The organism is Polaribacter sp. MED152 (genome assembly GCF_000152945.2).
Taxonomy (GTDB): domain Bacteria; phylum Bacteroidota; class Bacteroidia; order Flavobacteriales; family Flavobacteriaceae; genus Polaribacter.
Genome location: NC_020830.1, coordinates 1,809,943 through 1,825,835, shown reverse-complemented (window position 1 = coordinate 1,825,835; position 15,893 = coordinate 1,809,943). Strand labels below are relative to the sequence as shown.

Here is a 15,893-nt window from a genome sequence, read left to right as displayed (position 1 = left end):
TATTTTTGGAAAAAAATTGTTGTTTAATCCAATTTTACTTAAGTAATGGATTTTTATCGGAAAAGCTTCGAATTTGTTGTAGATAATCAATATGATTTAGAAGAAAAGTTAACTCAGTATTTTGAACTTTACAATTTCAAGAAAAAGAGAGAAAGTACAAATACATTTACCTTTTTTAAGAAGTCATCTTTAGTAGATGGTTGGAAAATGAATCCTTTAAATTGGGAATCTAAAATTACCATTATTCAAAATTTAGATATACTTAGCATAACTTACTATGTGCCTGGTAATATGCAAATTACGCCAATTGCTTTTCAAAAATTGTATGCAGATTTTATTCATAATCTGGATTTGTTTATAAATGGAAATCAGAATTTTACAGAAAGTAATGCATTACAAATTGCTTTGGCTAAACAAAAGTTAACTAAGTATTACTTAAAGGTTCTGCTAGGAATTACTTTTGGATTTATTATTGGTTTTTTTCTTGAAAAATTGACAGGAAATCATTTTCTTGCTAGCCTATGTATTTTTCTTGGTGGTTATGGTTCTCTTAAATTGATGAATCATAATATCATAGTAAATCAAACAATCTCCCATTAAATTTTTCAATAGATCAATGCTTACGTTGCTTTTATTGAAATGCAATTTATCCCTCAAAATAAATATCAATGAGCTATTAAATTATAGATTAGTTTAAGGTATTTTGGTGTTCTAAATAAATCTATCCAAGAATAGTTTTTTAGTAAATCGTTATTTAAGAAATATATGCAAAAGCAGAAATACAATCTTTTTAAAGAGGTTTTTGATACTTACAAAGAGTATGATGGAACTATTGTAGCAGATCATATTCAAAAATTAAGAGAGTTGGATGAGTTTTTACCTCCTATGCAATCTTTTTTTATAGTTACAAATACATCAAAACAGATTTATGAATTTGTGAGTAAAAATTTTGAACATACGTTAGGGTTAAGTGTAGAAAAAATGACGACTGAAGGTATTAAGTATTGGTTTTCTCATTTTGACCCAGAAAGTTTGCCTGTATTTTTATCAATGTTAGAAGATTTGATGAACTTTACTATGACCAAAGTTGAAAAGAAAGACAGACATAAATTAAGCTATACTTGGAATATTAGAGTTAAAAATAGCAAAGACGAATATGTTAATATTGTAGAACATCAAACACCAATTTATTTTGATGGTGAGGGAAAACCAATAATTGGTATAACACATTGCAGTTTAATAGATGAAAAAAATAAAAGGCCTATAATTGCTAGTATTAAAATTCTTAATGATAAGAATGAATACGAAACTTTGTTTTATAAAAATTATTCTCAGTTACTTTTATCAGCAGCTGTAACCTCTAGAGAGCAAGATATTATTCGATTAATTTCTCTAAATAATTCTAGCAAAGAAATTGCAGCTAAGTTATCTATAAGCATTCATACAGTTCATACGCACAGAAAAAATATACTTAATAAGCTAAATTTAAAGACTTCTTCAGAATTGGTAACGTATTTCTTAAACAACCAACTTTATTAAAACTCTAAATTTTTGAGCTAGTGTAAACTTAAAGAAACAATAGCACTATTGCATAGAATTCCAACCTTGAGCTTTCAATTCAATTTCTTGATTGGCTCTTGTAATTAATTGTAAACCTTGATTTTCTTCTGTGATATGGCCAATAATAGAAAAATTAGGGTTTCCTTTTATTTTATCAAAATCAGCAATAGGCACAGTAAAAAGTAGTTCGTAATCTTCACCACCACTTAAAGCAACCATTGTAGAATCTAATTCAAATTCTTCACAAGCAGATATTACTTGAGGGTCTAAAGGCAATTTGTCTTCGTAAATTTTACAACCAACATTGCTTTGTGTACAAATGTGAAAAAGTTCTGATGACAGACCATCAGAAATATCAATCATAGATGTTGGTTTTACCTCTAATTCTTTCAGTAAACCAGGAATGTCTTTACGTGCTTCAGGTTTTAATTGACGCTCAATTAAATATGTATAATTATCTAAGTCTGGTTGATTGTTTGGGTCTACTTGAAAAACTTGCTTTTCTCTTTCCAAAACTTGTAGCCCTAAATAGGCAGCACCTAAATCACCAGAAACTACAATTAAATCAGTCTCTTTTGCAGTGTTTCTGTAAACTACATCTTCTTTGTTGGCTTTACCAATTGCAGTAACCGAAATTAAAATACCTTTTGTAGAAGAAGTGGTATCACCCCCAACTAAATCAATTTTGTAAGTAGAACAAGCCAATTGAATACCTGCATATAGTTCTTCAATAGCTTCTAAAGGAAATCTGTTAGAAACAGCAATAGACACAGTGATTTGCTCTGCAGTTCCATTCATAGCATAAACATCAGATAAATTAACCATTACAGCTTTGTAACCTAGATGTTTTAAGGGCATGTAACTTAAATCAAAGTGTACACCTTCTATTAACAAATCTGTGGTAATTAAAGTTTGTTGCTCTGAAGCCTCTAAAACAGCAGCATCATCTCCAACAGCTTTCACTGTAGAGGTATGATTTGCTTTAAAGTATTTTGTAATATGATTTATTAAACCAAACTCACCAAGTTCAGCCAATGACGTTTTATTCTGATTTTTATCTTCTAACATGCTGCAAAGATAGTCACATTCTTAAAATTGATAGAGTTACTTTAACAGAGATTTTAATTTGATTTCAATTATAAATTATATTTTTGGTATAATAATTATGCAATAACGCTTTGTTACTTATCGTTTTATCAGCACTATTGCTACCAACCTAAAAAAAATGTTATGTTTAAAAAAGTATTGTTTTTAGTAATTCTTATTTCATTTAGTTGTTCTAAAGATCTTTCAGATTCACAAATCACAGATCCAAATCCTGTAGTAGATATTGTTGATACCAATGATGACACCATAACCAAATGTGAAAATGGTTCGGCCGGTGGTTTTCCTTGTAATGGTTATGATTTATTGGCTAGAATTTCTTTAAGCGATTTAGACTTATCAAACACAGCTACCAATAACTTAAGTGGTAATGACTCTTGGGGTTGGACAGACCCAACAACCAATAAAGAATATGCATTAATGGGCTTAAATTCTGGTGTTTCTTTTATTGATATTAGTGAGCCAACAGAGCCAGTAATAGTTGGTTTTTTACCAACTGCAACTGTAAATAGCGATTGGAGAGATGTAAAAGTGTATAACAATCATGCTTTTGTGGTTAGTGAAGCATCAAATCATGGTATGCAAGTTTTTGATTTAACAAAGTTAAGAGATGTAGCAAATCCGCCAGTTGTTTTCGATGCAGATGCAACTTATACCAATTTTGGTAGTGCACACAATATTGTCATTAATGAAAGTGAAGGTTATGCATATCCTGTTGGTACAAGTAGAAATGGCACTTTTGCTGGTGGTCCACTATTTATCAATATTCAAGATCCTTTAAATCCAGTAAACGAAGGTGGTTTCACAAACTACTCTCATGATGCTCAAGTTGTTACTTATAATGGGCCAGACACAGAACATGTAGGAAAAGAAATATTAATTGGTAGTAATGAAACAGAAGTTGTAATTGTAGATATTACAGACAAACGAAACCCTATTAAACTATCATCTATAAGTTATTCTAATGTAGAGTACACACACCAAGGTTGGTTTACAGAAGACATGAGTTATTTTCTTTTAGGTGATGAGTTAGATGAGTTAAGAAATGGAGGAAGAACTAGAACTGTAGTTTTTGATTTTATCGATTTAGATAATCCTAAATTACACCTTGAGTATTTAGGTGTAACTGCAGCTATAGATCATAATGGTTATGTTAAAGGTGATACGTTTTATTTAGCAAATTATACAGCAGGTGTTAGAATGATAGACATTACCAACATTGCCAATAAAACTGTAAATGAAGTTGGTTTTTTTGACACAAGGCCTGCTAATAACTTAGCTTCATTCAATGGAGTTTGGAATGTTTATCCTTATTTTGAAAGTGGCGTAATTGTAGTTAGTGATATTGAAAACGGATTGTTTTTAATTAAAAAATCAGAATAAATTTTTGAATGAAAAAACTCTGCTATTTAGCATCTCTTTTTTTCCTTTTTCAATGTTCAGATCCAGAAATTAGAGGAGGTTTTTCTTTTGTAAATTCAACAAAAGAAGTTACAGCAACCACTTATGGAGGTTCTAAAAATGATGTTTATCAATCAGTGGTTAGCACTTTAGATGGTGGTTATGCAGTTTTAGGATACACACAAAGTAACGATTTTGATATTCAAGATAAATCCGATGAAAGTTTCGATTTTTTGTTGATGAAATTCTCATCAGATCACGTTTTATTGTGGAGTAAAACTTATGGTGGTTCAGATGATGACAGAGCAGCAGATTTAATAGCTACAAATGATGGTGGCTTTGCGTTATTTGGGTTTAGTAAAAGTTCAGATTTTGATGTAGATGAAAATGCAGGTGCACAAGATTTTTGGATGATAAAAACCACTTTCGATGGCAGCATTTCTTGGGAAAAAACTTTTGGATTTTCAGGTGCAGATACAGGTAATGCTTTGCTTCAAACAGCAGACAATGGTTTTTTAATTACGGGTGTTTTAGATGTAACAGCTTCTAATGGTCAAGGTAATTCTAAAACTTTAGAAAGACATGCAGGAGGAGATGTCTGGGCTATAAAATTAAACAATAATGGGGATTTAGTTTGGAGCAGATATTTTGGAGGTTCATTTACAGATGTGCCTTTTGGAGTCATTGAAACCAACACAAATGAATACATAATTGCAGCATCTTCAGATAGCGAAGATTTTAATATAAGCAATAACAAAGGCACTTATGATTATTGGCTTTTCAAACTTTCTAATACTGGAGAATTAATCTGGGAAAAAAGTTTTGGTGGCTCAGAAGTAGAAGAGCCAAGAGGAATTACAGCCACAGATGATGGTAATTTTATAGTTGTAGGTGATACAAGAAGTACGGATCAAGATGTCTCTTCAAACAATGGGGGTGCAGATTTATGGATGATAAAAATATCGTCAGATGGTAATTTAATTTGGGGCAAAAACTTTGGTGGCTCTAGTTTTGATGTGGCAAGATCTATTTCTAAAACGCAAGATGGTGATTTTATAATTTCTGGTAACTCCAGAAGTTTAGATTCAGGTTTTACCAATAATGGTCAAAATGATGCTTGGGTTTTAAAAGTTGATAATAATGGTAATTTACTTTGGCAACAATTTGTTGGTGGTTCAGAAAATGAATTACTTTTTGATGCTGTTGCACTTAACAATAACCAGATTATTGCTGTAGGAGAAAGTAGCAGTTCAGATTTAGATATCTCTGAGAATAAAGGTTTTTCAGACGGACTGATTATACATATAAAATAATTTTATGAGAAAAATAATATTCACTTTAGTAGTATTTTGTTTTACATTTTTGGCCTGTTCAGAAGACAATGATGTAAATATAGAAACTGTAAATGTTACTCTTAAATTTACCCAAAATTGGGATGGTACAGCAATTTCATCATCAGATTTTAATCAGTTTAAATTTACCAATGAAAATGGAGATTTAATTAGTATTGAAAGATTAAGATATGTGGTTTCAAATACAACAATTGGGGCAGTAGCCAATAATTATCAACTTATTGATGTTGTTGAAAATACAGGTGCAGAGATTGTTTTAGAAGGTATTACTAAGGGCTCAAAATCACTTAATTTTACATTTGGTTTTAATGATGCAGATAATTTAGATGGTATTTATCCAGATTTGAATTCAGCTTCTTTTAATGTTCCAGAAATGTTGGGTGGAGGCTATCATTACATGCAATTTGATGGCAAATACAAAGACACTAATAATGCAGATGCTAATTTTAATTATCATGCAATTAGAGCTGCAGATATTACAGATCCAGATAACTTAATTTTACAAGATACTTCAATAGATATAGACCTAGGGAATGTAGAAATTTCAGACAATACAACTATAGAAATTCAAATGAATGTTGCAGAATGGTTTAAAAATCCAAATACCTGGAATTTAAACGAACTTAATACAGTTTTAATGCCCAATTTCGATGCTCAAATTTTAATGAATGCCAATGGTCAATCTGTCTTTTCTCTGGGTGAAATAACGAATAATTAGTACTTTTAAGGATATGAGAAAATTAGGTTTATATATTTTATTTTTCACTTTTTTAATGAGTTGCTCATCTAAAGAGGAAGATATTTATGTACCTGTTTCTTACAATTTACAAATACCAGAATTATTTGCAGATAAGCTTATAGCACCTGTTATCCCTGCTGATAATCCACTTACAGAAGAAGGGGTAGCTTTGGGTAAAAAGTTGTTTTTTGATAGAATTTTATCTGGTAACCAAACACAATCTTGTGCTCACTGTCACAAATTACAAGAAGCTTTTTCAGACAGTTTTCAATTTAGTGAAGGTGCTGAAGGAGATTTAGGTTCAAGGAATTCTATGCCCTTATTCAATTTAGCCTGGAATTTTGACGAACGGTTTGCTTGGGATGGTAAAGAATTTGGTTTAGAAAATCAAGTAATTGAGCCCATTGTAAATCCTGTAGAAATGCATGGAGATTTAAAAGAGATTACCAAAAGATTAAACAATCATGATAGGTATCCAGATTTGTTTCAATTGGCATTTGGTACCTCAGAAATCAGTTCAGATTTGGTAGCTAAGGCAGTTGCTCAATTTATGAGAACTATCATCTCTGCAAATTCAAAATTTGATAACTATTTATTGGGTGAAGCAACACTAACAGTTGAAGAACAAAATGGATTTAACATTTTTATGAGTGAAGAAAAAGGGGATTGTTTTCATTGTCATGGAAGCAATAATAATCCACTGTGGACAGACAATCAATTTCATAACAATGGTTTAGATGAAACCTTTACAGATTTAGGTTTAGGGGCCATTACTGGAGATTCTGCAGATAATGGTAAATTCAAATCACCATCTTTAAGAAATTTAACTTATACAGCACCTTACATGCATGATGGACGTTTTTCTACTTTAGAAGAAGTTATCAATCACTACTCAGAAGGCCTAAAATTCTCAGAAACTATAGATCCGTTAATGAAAAAAGTAAACCAAGGTGGAGTAGGTTTGAGTGACGCAGAAAAGGCCGATTTAAAAGCGTTTTTATTAACACTTACAGACCAAGAATTTATCAATAATCCTGCCTTTAAAAACTAATCAATAAAACCAATAACTACATTAAGTTTCATAATGAAAGTTTGTGTTTTTTTTGCGACTTATGTCGTATATTTGCAGACAATTTAGATTTAATCTATTTAAAATTATGATAAAAGTTTCAGACACAGCAAAGAGAAAAGTCATTGAACTGATGACAGATGATGGCTTTGACTCGACAAAAGATTTTGTAAGAGTTGGTGTAAAGAGTGGAGGTTGTTCAGGCTTATCTTATGATTTAACTTTCGATAATAACCAACAAGAAAACGATAAAGTTTTTGAAGAGAATGATGTAAAAATTGTCGTAGACAAAAAAAGCTTTTTATATTTAGTTGGTACCACTTTAGAATATTCAGGAGGTCTAAATGGTAAAGGTTTTGTGTTTAATAATCCAAACGCAAATAGAACTTGTGGTTGTGGAGAATCATTTTCACTTTAAAATTAGACAATCATGTCAAAGTATACAGAAGAAGATTTAGAACAAGAATTAAAAACCAAAGAGTATGAATATGGTTTTTATACAGATATAGAAAGTGAAACGTTTGCCAAAGGTTTAAATGAAGATGTTGTTCGTGCAATTTCTAAAAAGAAAAACGAACCAGAATGGATGACTGAATGGAGGCTAGAAGCGTTTAGAGTTTGGGAAAAAATGACAGAGCCAGATTGGGCTAACGTTAAATATCCTAAGCCAGATTTTCAAGAGATTGCCTATTATTCTGCACCTAAAAAGAAACCAAAATTAAATTCTTTAGACGAGGTAGATCCTGATTTATTAGAAACATTTAAAAAATTAGGTATTTCTATAGATGAGCAAAAGAAATTAGCAAATGTTGCAGTAGATATTGTAATGGATTCTGTTTCTGTAGCTACTACTTTTAAGAAAACTTTAGGTGAAAAAGGTATTATTTTTATGCCAATTTCAGAAGCTATTCAAGAGCATCCAGAGTTGGTGAAAAAATATTTAGGTACAGTTGTGCCAACATCAGACAACTTTTATGCAGCTTTAAATTCGGCTGTTTTTTCTGATGGATCTTTCTGTTACATTCCAAAAGGTGTTAAATGTCCTATGGAATTATCAACCTATTTTAGAATAAACGAAGGAGGAACAGGACAATTTGAAAGAACTTTAGTTGTTGCAGACAAAGGTAGTTATGTTTCTTATTTAGAAGGTTGTACTGCACCTCAAAGAGATGAAAATCAATTGCATGCTGCAGTTGTAGAATTAATTGCTATGGATGATGCTGAAATTAAATATTCTACAGTGCAAAACTGGTTTCCTGGAGATGAAAACGGAAAAGGTGGTGTCTTTAACTTTGTAACCAAAAGAGGTTTGTGTGAAACCAATGCAAAAATTTCTTGGACACAAGTTGAAACAGGTTCTGCAGTAACTTGGAAATATCCTTCTTGTATTTTAAAAGGAAATAATTCTGTAGGTGAATTTTATTCTATAGCAGTAACTAATCATTTTCAGCAAGCAGATACAGGTACTAAAATGGTTCACTTGGGTAAAAATACCAAGTCAACCATTATCTCTAAAGGTATTTCAGCAGGTCAATCTCAAAACTCTTACAGAGGTTTAGTACAAATAAACTCAAGAGCAGAAAATGCACGTAATTTTTCGCAATGCGATTCACTTTTAATGGGTAATGCTTGTGGTGCACATACATTTCCTTATATAGAGGCTAAAAACAAATCAGCTCAAATAGAACACGAAGCTACTACAAGTAAAATTGGAGAAGACCAATTATTTTATTGTAATCAAAGAGGTATAGATACAGAAAAAGCAATTGCATTAATTGTAAATGGTTTTAGTAAAGAAGTACTTAACAAGTTACCAATGGAATTTGCTGTAGAAGCACAGAAATTATTAGAAATTTCTTTAGAAGGTTCTGTAGGATAAGCATAAAAATTAACTTAAACCAAATTAATGAAAAACCTATTCTACTTATTTTTTGCAATTAGTATTGTAAGCTGCAAAAATGCAGAAAAGAAAGAAGCACAATCACCTAATGTTCCTGAAGTGAAATTGTATCAATTAAAAGGAGGATCTATTTTGGTGAAAAAGCTAGAGGTTTTTTCTCAAGATACAACTTATACAGGTCAACAAAAGCAATTTACAGATACCTATTATGTAATTTCGCATCCAAAAGGAAACTTGATGTGGGATGCTGGTTTACCAGAACAATTAGTATTGCCAGAACCTTTTGATGAGCCAAGTGGAGTATATCGAATTCAAAGACAAGATTCACTGAAAAATCAACTAAAATCGATAGGATTTAAAGTAGAAGATTTTAAATATTTTGCAATGTCTCATTCTCATTTTGATCATACAGGTCATGCCAGTTATATGAATGATGCAACTCTGTTAATTCAGAATGATGAATTTAATGTAACTCTTGGAGATACTGTAAAAGCGAAAAATGAAGCTTTTAAAAATCTAACCAAAGTGCAAAAATTATATGGAGATTATGATGTTTTTGCAGATGGTACAGTAATTATAAAAGCAATGCCTGGTCATACAATTGGGCATCAAGTTTTATTAGTAAATGTTACAGGTTTAGAAAAACCAATTTTATTAACTGGTGATTTGTATCATTTCGAAGAAAATAGAATACATAAAAGAGTACCATCATTTAATTACAATGCACCTCAAACTATAAAAAGTATGGAGGCTTTTGAAGAATTTGCAGAAGAAGAAAATGCAGAAGTGATTATACAACATTCTCCAAAAGATTACGAAAAATTAGAAAAATTATTAAATAGCATAGAGCCAAAAGCTCAAAACTAAAGAGTAGAAAACATGTTAAAAATTAACAATTTACACGCAGCAATAGAAGAGAAATCTATCCTAAAAGGATTAAACCTAGAGGTAAAAGCTGGTGAAGTTCATGCAATCATGGGGCCTAATGGAGCTGGAAAAAGTACTTTAGCAAACATAGTTGCAGGTAAGGAAGATTATGAAGTAACCAATGGTAGTATAGAATTAGATGGCGAAGATCTTAGTGAACTAGCACCTGAGGAAAGAGCTCATAATGGAGTATTTTTATCTTTTCAATATCCTGTAGAAATTCCTGGTGTTTCTGTAACTAACTTTATAAAAACAGCTATTAACGAAACTAGAAAAGCAAAAGGCTTAGAAGATATGCCTGCTAAAGATATGCTTAAGAAAATTCGTGAAAAGTCAGAATTGTTAGAAATAGATCGTAAATTTTTATCTCGTTCGTTAAACGAAGGTTTTTCTGGTGGAGAGAAAAAACGTAACGAAATTTTTCAAATGGCAATGTTAGAGCCAAAATTAGCCATTTTAGATGAAACTGATTCTGGTTTAGATATTGATGCTTTACGTATTGTAGCAAATGGTGTAAATAAATTAAAATCTAAAAACAATGCTGTAATTGTTATTACACATTATCAAAGACTTTTAGATTATATAGTTCCAGATTTTGTACACGTTTTACACGATGGTAAAATTGTAAAAACTGGTGATGCCTCTCTTGCATTAGAATTAGAAGCAAAAGGGTATGATTGGATTAAAAAGGAACTAGTTTAAACACAAAAGCTATTAGTAATAGCCTTTGTGATTTTAACTTTCAAACGAAATAAAATGGAATTAAAAGATAAATTACTTTCTTCTTATGTAGCTTTTGAAGATAATGTAGACTTGAACTCAGAAGTTCATGAAATACGTTCTAAAGCTTTAGAAAACTTTGACAAGCTAGGTTTCCCAACCAAAAAATTGGAAGCGTGGAAATACACATCTTTAAACTCACTTTTAAAAAACGACTATAGCATTTTTCCTGATAGAGAAAAAGCTGTAGAATTAGCAGATGTTAAAAAGTATTTTATTCATGATATAGATACTTATAAAGTAGTCTTTATAGATGGTAAATACAGTTCTTTCTTATCTGCAACAACGCATGAGAAATTCGATGTTTGCTTAATGTCTTCTGCATTAAATAAACCAAAATACAAATCAGTAATAGAAACTTATTTTAATAAAGTTGCCAAACAAGATAACTTAACAAGTTTAAATACTGCATTTGCATCAGAGGGTGCTTACATTTACATCCCAAAGAATATCGAAGTTCAGAAACCAATTCAGATTATTAATTTTACAACAGGTTCTGAGCCAGCAACAATGATTCAGCCAAGAAATTTAATTGTGGTTGAAGAAAATTCTCATGTTCAAATTATAGAACGTCATCAAAGTTTAACTTCTAATGCGGTTTTATCTAATGTTGTTACCGAAGTTTTTGCGGCTAAAAGTGCAACTGTAGATTATTACAAAATTCAGAATGATAATACCAATGCTTCATTGGTAGATAATACTTATGTAAATCAAAAATCGAACAGTGTAGTATCTGTGCATACGTTCTCATTTGGTGGTAACATCACTAGAAATAATTTAAACTTTTATCAAAATGGAGAACATATAGACTCTATTTTAAAAGGTATCACAATTATTGAAGGTAAACAACACGTAGATCACCATACTTTAGTACATCACATAGAGCCAAATTGCGAATCTCATCAAGATTATAAAGGTATTTTTGATGAACGTTCTACAGGTGTTTTTAATGGTAAAGTAATTGTAGAGAAAGAAGCTCAAAAAACCAATGCTTACCAGCAAAATAATAATGTTTTAGTTAGTGATAAAGCCACAATAAACGCAAAACCTCAATTAGAAATTTTTGCAGATGATGTAAAATGTTCTCATGGTTGTACAATTGGTCAGCTAGATGATGATGCTTTATTTTACATGCAGCAAAGAGGAATACCTAAAAAAGAAGGTAGAGGTTTATTAATGTTTGCCTTTGCAAATACGGTGTTAGAAAGTGTAAAAATTCCTGAGGTGAAATCAAGAATTACAAAGCTTATTGCTAACAAATTAAATGTAAATATTGGTTTTGATTTGTAGGTAAACGTTAATCTAAGTTTTGATTGCGTTAATCTTAGTTGCTTTTAATTGTTAAATTCGTAACTCACAATAAACAACCAAATTATGAACAAAACAATTAAAACAGTATTACTAATTGTAGGTGTAGTTTTATTAGCTTACGGAATTTATACAATGGTAATACCAGAAACTAAAGTTGCTATTGGCGATGTTAGTTTAATAGAAGCGCAAGACAATACCAACTCATTTATAGTAATAGGTTTAGGAATTGCAGCAGTAGTTTTAAGTCTTGTAAAAGGAAAAAGCTAAAACTTCCAAATAATATATAAAACCACTCAAATTTTGAGTGGTTTTTTTTTGTTATAATTGTTTATCTTTACGTTATGATAAAATTAAACCACTTATTCTCTGTTGTTTGCCTTCTTTTAATGACTACTATTTATGGTCAAGAAAGAAAATTATATGTAGATAATTTTGCAAATATTTTAGGTTCTTATACGCTTGAACAAGAACTTTTCGAATTTGTAGAAACTAATGAAATAGATGAACTTATTTTGTATGATTTACATAAAGTACATAAACGATTTCCATTAGGTGATGCTTCTAAGAACCAACTATTGGCCGATTTTATTTGTAAGGCTAAAAAAGATTTTGGTGTAAAAAGTGTAAGCGCTTCAGGTGAAACTGGAGATTTTTTCATCAAAGCAATTCATCCTTATAACCAATCTAGGGAAAACGAATTAGAACGTTTTAATGTTTACAATATAGAATATGAATATTGGAACAAAAAAGAATCTGTAGATAAGGGTTATTACTGTGAAACTTACTTAAAAAATGCGCAGTTAAAATGCAATAGAGAAAATTCTTTCAACTATTTCATTAGCTCTTTACAAGTGATGAAAGAACTTGCTAAGGATGATAATATGGACGTTGAAATTGAGGCTTACGTTGGAAAATACACAAGGGACGAAGTAGATCAAATAAGCGCGCATGTAGATAAGCTTTTAATACACGATTATGTAAAAGATCCAAAATACAGCTACGTTTACGTAAAAGACAGGTTAAACTATTTAGATGCAATTCATTCTCATATAGAAGTATCTATTTTATTCTCTTACGAAAATAATTTTATGGGAAGATGGTTACAACGTCATAGATTCCAAGAAGCGGAAGATACGTTTCATACAGAATTGGCTAAAAACAACGTAAAACTAAGTGAGCACTTAAATTTTAGTGGTTTCACTTACTACAATTACAGTTGGTTTAAAAGAAATAAAAAGATAGATTAGTTATTTACCTACCGTAAACGGATTTAAAATAACAAATTCAGTTCTTCTATTCTCTAGATGTTTTTCTTCTGAACACTGCACACCATTAGAACATTCGTTTACCAAATCTTCTTCACCAAAACCAATTCCGAAAATTCTGTTTTTGGCAATACCTTTGTCTAGAATCCAATTTACAGTTGCCTTTGCTCTTCTATCGGAAAGCCTAAGATTATAACTATCATTTCCTCTACTATCTGAATGTGCTCTAATTTGCACTATAATTTTTGGATATCTGTTCATTAAATCAACCACCATTTGTAATTCTTGTTCTGATGTTTTTTTAATGGTTGCCTTTGCTAAATCAAAATAAATAGGAGGTATGTTTAGCATAACTTGATCTCTAACTGTAATAAAATGATTGTTTTCTATAGGCTCTAATTCTAAATCAACTTCTATAAAATTTTCTTTAGAGCTTGCAACTTCTTTAAATGCTTGATGAAAATTTTCTTTAGAAACCTCTAATTTGTAGTTCAATTCACAGTCTATGGTAAAAGAAAATCTACCTTGTTTATCTGTAATTACAGCTGCTAACTCTTTATTGTTATGATATAATTTTACCTCTGCAGATGCTATAGTATTGGTTGTTTTGTTATTTACAACAATACCTTTTAAGGTTTCTTTACATTCAAAAATTGGTGCTTTAATTTCTGTTATTGCGTAAATATCATCATCTCCTTTTCCACCTTCTCTGTTAGAAGAAAAATAGCCTGTATTTTTACCTTTCTGTTTCACAAAAGCAAAATCATCTTGATTGCTATTTATAGGAAAACCTAAGTTTTGAGGTGCAAAATAATCACCTTGCTTGTTTAATTTGGTAGCATAAACATCTAAATTTCCTTTTCCAGAATTGAATCCGTTAGAAGAGAAATACAACACATTGTTTTCATCTATAAAAGGAAACATTTCTTTTTTAGAAGTGTTTACAGTGGTTCCTAAATTTTTAGGTTCGCCATAAGAACCATCAGCATTTATATCTACTACATATATATCTGTTTCTCCATAAGAATCTGGCCTGTCTGATATAAAGTAAAGCTTGGTATTGTCTGCATTTAAAACAGGATGTCCAGAGCTAAATTCATCGCTATTAAAAGGCAATCTTTCTACAGCTACCCATTTACCATTTTCGTCTATTTTGGCTTTATAAATTTGTATTAAATTAACACCTTCTTCGTTTGTTCTGTATTCTTTATGGAAGAAGTTATTTCTATCAAAATAAACAGTTTTTAAATCTTTAGAAAAGCTAAGGTTAGACTCATGATATTTGGTATCTAATTGATGACCAAATTCTGTAGGATTTGTAATTTCTCCATCAGAAGCAATTTTTCCTTGATACAATCTTAAAAAGGGCTCGTGATTGCCAGACCAAACACGTTTCATAAAAACCGTTTTTCTTGCTGAAGCAAAAACGGCTGTAGAATCGTTATAGAAGCTAACACCAAAATCTTGGTATTTTTTATTGATATCTAAATTTTTAATAGTGTAGTTCTCTTCTTGAGCAAATAGACTTAAGGTTAAGAAAAGAAATGGTAGTATAATTTTTCTCATAATTTAAGTTTAAAAGAATCTTGGACTTTTTAAATTTCTCCTGTTAAAATCGATAAGCAACATTATTTCATGTGAGCCAAAATTAAAGTTCCCAAAGTTTCCAATACTTTGATCATATGAATAACCAATTCTCATATCTTCATTTAGTAAAAAGCCAATTACACCAGAAAACGATTTGTTAAACCTGTAAGATGCACCAAATTCAAACTTTTCTTGCCAAAGTAAATTGGCTGAAATATCTACAGATAAAGGTGCATTTTTTACACCTCTAATCATGGTAGAAGGCTTTAGTTTTAAATCATCATAAATATCAAAAACGTAACCAGTAGTGATAAAATAATGCATTTCTTCTGATGCTGTAGATACAACCCCCGCTGATTTTTCTAAATACCTGGTTTTTAACAAATTTGGGATCGAAAACCCAGCATAGAATTTGTCTGTATAGAAATACGCACCTGTTCCAAAATTGGGTGCAGTTCTATCTATAGGTACGTTTAAGGGATCGTTATTGTTGTTTGCAGTTAGTGTATTTACTTGCAAAGAAGTTACACCTGCCTTTAAACCTAAGGCTAATCTGCTATTTTCTGAAGTTACAATCGTGTACGAAAAATCTCCAAAAATATTTGTTTCTCTTACAGGCCCAACTCTATCTGCAATTACAGAAAGCCCTAAACCTACAGATTTACCAACAGGTGAATGCGCTGCTAATGTTAGCGTTCTTGGGCTACCTTCTATACCTACCCATTGAGATCTACCTAAAACACCCAGACTAAATACGCCTTTAGAACCTGCGTAAGCAGGGTTAATAACATTCATGTTATAATTGTATTGAGTATACAGTGGGTCTTGCTGACCTTTAATTGAAATTGTGACCAGTAAAAGAGTACAACTAATTATATATTTTATGCTTTTCATATGC

Annotated in this window: 16 protein-coding genes; 13 read left to right on the top strand and 3 right to left on the bottom strand. The window is 30.9% G+C overall.

Annotated elements, in window-relative coordinates:
* Positions 1 to 45: 45 nt before the first annotated feature.
* On the top strand, positions 46 to 600 hold the full coding sequence (locus tag MED152_RS08020) for a hypothetical protein (RefSeq protein ID WP_015481362.1): 555 nt from the start codon (positions 46 to 48) through the stop codon (positions 598 to 600).
* Between the two features lie 165 nt (positions 601 to 765).
* Positions 766 to 1,539 carry a LuxR C-terminal-related transcriptional regulator gene (locus MED152_RS08015; RefSeq protein ID WP_015481361.1) on the top strand — a complete coding sequence of 258 codons (774 nt, stop codon included), beginning with the start codon at positions 766 to 768 and terminating at the stop codon, positions 1,537 to 1,539.
* A 45-nt stretch (positions 1,540 to 1,584) separates the two neighbouring features.
* Here MED152_RS08015 and thiL read toward each other — a convergent pair whose 3' ends face one another.
* Positions 1,585 to 2,628, bottom strand: coding sequence for a thiamine-phosphate kinase (thiL, locus tag MED152_RS08010; protein ID WP_015481360.1), 1,044 nt, complete (start codon positions 2,626 to 2,628; stop codon positions 1,585 to 1,587).
* A gap of 162 nt (positions 2,629 to 2,790) precedes the next feature.
* Between thiL and MED152_RS08005 the strand changes: the two genes are divergently transcribed.
* The 11 genes from MED152_RS08005 (at position 2,791) to MED152_RS07955 (ending at position 13,390) form a co-directional block, all read left to right on the top strand.
* A complete protein-coding gene (locus MED152_RS08005; RefSeq protein ID WP_015481359.1) occupies positions 2,791 to 4,047 on the top strand; it encodes a choice-of-anchor B family protein in 1,257 nt (418 codons plus the stop codon).
* 8 nt (positions 4,048 to 4,055) lie between these two features.
* Complete coding sequence (locus tag MED152_RS08000) at positions 4,056 to 5,378, top strand: hypothetical protein (RefSeq protein WP_015481358.1); 1,323 nt, start codon at positions 4,056 to 4,058, stop codon at positions 5,376 to 5,378.
* A gap of 4 nt (positions 5,379 to 5,382) precedes the next feature.
* Positions 5,383 to 6,135, top strand: coding sequence for an MbnP family protein (locus tag MED152_RS07995; protein WP_015481357.1), 753 nt, complete (start codon positions 5,383 to 5,385; stop codon positions 6,133 to 6,135).
* Between the two features lie 13 nt (positions 6,136 to 6,148).
* Positions 6,149 to 7,207 carry a cytochrome-c peroxidase gene (locus tag MED152_RS07990; RefSeq protein ID WP_015481356.1) on the top strand — a complete coding sequence of 353 codons (1,059 nt, stop codon included), beginning with the start codon at positions 6,149 to 6,151 and terminating at the stop codon, positions 7,205 to 7,207.
* Positions 7,208 to 7,313: 106 nt separating this feature from the next.
* Entirely contained in the window at positions 7,314 to 7,643 is a 330-nt protein-coding gene (locus MED152_RS07985; RefSeq protein WP_041383495.1) for an iron-sulfur cluster assembly accessory protein, read from the top strand.
* Between the two features lie 12 nt (positions 7,644 to 7,655).
* A complete protein-coding gene (sufB, locus tag MED152_RS07980) occupies positions 7,656 to 9,104 on the top strand; it encodes a Fe-S cluster assembly protein SufB (RefSeq protein ID WP_015481354.1) in 1,449 nt (482 codons plus the stop codon).
* A gap of 27 nt (positions 9,105 to 9,131) precedes the next feature.
* A complete protein-coding gene (locus MED152_RS07975) occupies positions 9,132 to 9,992 on the top strand; it encodes an N-acyl homoserine lactonase family protein (RefSeq protein ID WP_015481353.1) in 861 nt (286 codons plus the stop codon).
* 12 nt (positions 9,993 to 10,004) lie between these two features.
* Positions 10,005 to 10,754 (top strand): Fe-S cluster assembly ATPase SufC, encoded by a 750-nt coding sequence (sufC, locus tag MED152_RS07970; RefSeq protein ID WP_015481352.1) that lies wholly within the window; start codon positions 10,005 to 10,007, stop codon positions 10,752 to 10,754.
* Between the two features lie 54 nt (positions 10,755 to 10,808).
* Positions 10,809 to 12,122 carry a Fe-S cluster assembly protein SufD gene (sufD, locus tag MED152_RS07965; RefSeq protein WP_015481351.1) on the top strand — a complete coding sequence of 438 codons (1,314 nt, stop codon included), beginning with the start codon at positions 10,809 to 10,811 and terminating at the stop codon, positions 12,120 to 12,122.
* A gap of 84 nt (positions 12,123 to 12,206) precedes the next feature.
* Entirely contained in the window at positions 12,207 to 12,410 is a 204-nt protein-coding gene (locus MED152_RS07960) for a hypothetical protein (protein WP_015481350.1), read from the top strand.
* Between the two features lie 74 nt (positions 12,411 to 12,484).
* Complete coding sequence (locus MED152_RS07955; protein WP_148284806.1) at positions 12,485 to 13,390, top strand: hypothetical protein; 906 nt, start codon at positions 12,485 to 12,487, stop codon at positions 13,388 to 13,390.
* Here MED152_RS07955 and MED152_RS07950 read toward each other — a convergent pair whose 3' ends face one another.
* Entirely contained in the window at positions 13,391 to 14,974 is a 1,584-nt protein-coding gene (locus MED152_RS07950) for an OmpA family protein (RefSeq protein ID WP_015481348.1), read from the bottom strand.
* Between the two features lie 9 nt (positions 14,975 to 14,983).
* Entirely contained in the window at positions 14,984 to 15,889 is a 906-nt protein-coding gene (locus MED152_RS07945) for a type IX secretion system membrane protein PorP/SprF (protein ID WP_041383492.1), read from the bottom strand.
* Positions 15,890 to 15,893 lie beyond the last annotated feature (4 nt).

Bases quoted from the DNA above. Each gene is read 5' to 3' on its own strand.
- MED152_RS07955 (WP_148284806.1), top strand. From the start codon at position 12,485: ATGATAAAATTAAACCACTTATTCTCTGTTGTTTGCCTTCTTTTAATG.
- sufC (WP_015481352.1), top strand. From the start codon at position 10,005: ATGTTAAAAATTAACAATTTACACGCAGCAATAGAAGAGAAATCTATC.
- MED152_RS07945 (WP_041383492.1), bottom strand. From the start codon at position 15,889: ATGAAAAGCATAAAATATATAATTAGTTGTACTCTTTTACTGGTCACA.
- sufD (WP_015481351.1), top strand. From the start codon at position 10,809: ATGGAATTAAAAGATAAATTACTTTCTTCTTATGTAGCTTTTGAAGAT.
- MED152_RS08005 (WP_015481359.1), top strand. From the start codon at position 2,791: ATGTTTAAAAAAGTATTGTTTTTAGTAATTCTTATTTCATTTAGTTGT.
- MED152_RS07985 (WP_041383495.1), top strand. From the start codon at position 7,314: ATGATAAAAGTTTCAGACACAGCAAAGAGAAAAGTCATTGAACTGATG.
- sufB (WP_015481354.1), top strand. From the start codon at position 7,656: ATGTCAAAGTATACAGAAGAAGATTTAGAACAAGAATTAAAAACCAAA.
- MED152_RS08015 (WP_015481361.1), top strand. From the start codon at position 766: ATGCAAAAGCAGAAATACAATCTTTTTAAAGAGGTTTTTGATACTTAC.
- MED152_RS07990 (WP_015481356.1), top strand. From the start codon at position 6,149: ATGAGAAAATTAGGTTTATATATTTTATTTTTCACTTTTTTAATGAGT.
- MED152_RS07950 (WP_015481348.1), bottom strand. From the start codon at position 14,974: ATGAGAAAAATTATACTACCATTTCTTTTCTTAACCTTAAGTCTATTT.
- MED152_RS07960 (WP_015481350.1), top strand. From the start codon at position 12,207: ATGAACAAAACAATTAAAACAGTATTACTAATTGTAGGTGTAGTTTTA.
- MED152_RS07995 (WP_015481357.1), top strand. From the start codon at position 5,383: ATGAGAAAAATAATATTCACTTTAGTAGTATTTTGTTTTACATTTTTG.
- MED152_RS08020 (WP_015481362.1), top strand. From the start codon at position 46: ATGGATTTTTATCGGAAAAGCTTCGAATTTGTTGTAGATAATCAATAT.
- thiL (WP_015481360.1), bottom strand. From the start codon at position 2,628: ATGTTAGAAGATAAAAATCAGAATAAAACGTCATTGGCTGAACTTGGT.
- MED152_RS07975 (WP_015481353.1), top strand. From the start codon at position 9,132: ATGAAAAACCTATTCTACTTATTTTTTGCAATTAGTATTGTAAGCTGC.
- MED152_RS08000 (WP_015481358.1), top strand. From the start codon at position 4,056: ATGAAAAAACTCTGCTATTTAGCATCTCTTTTTTTCCTTTTTCAATGT.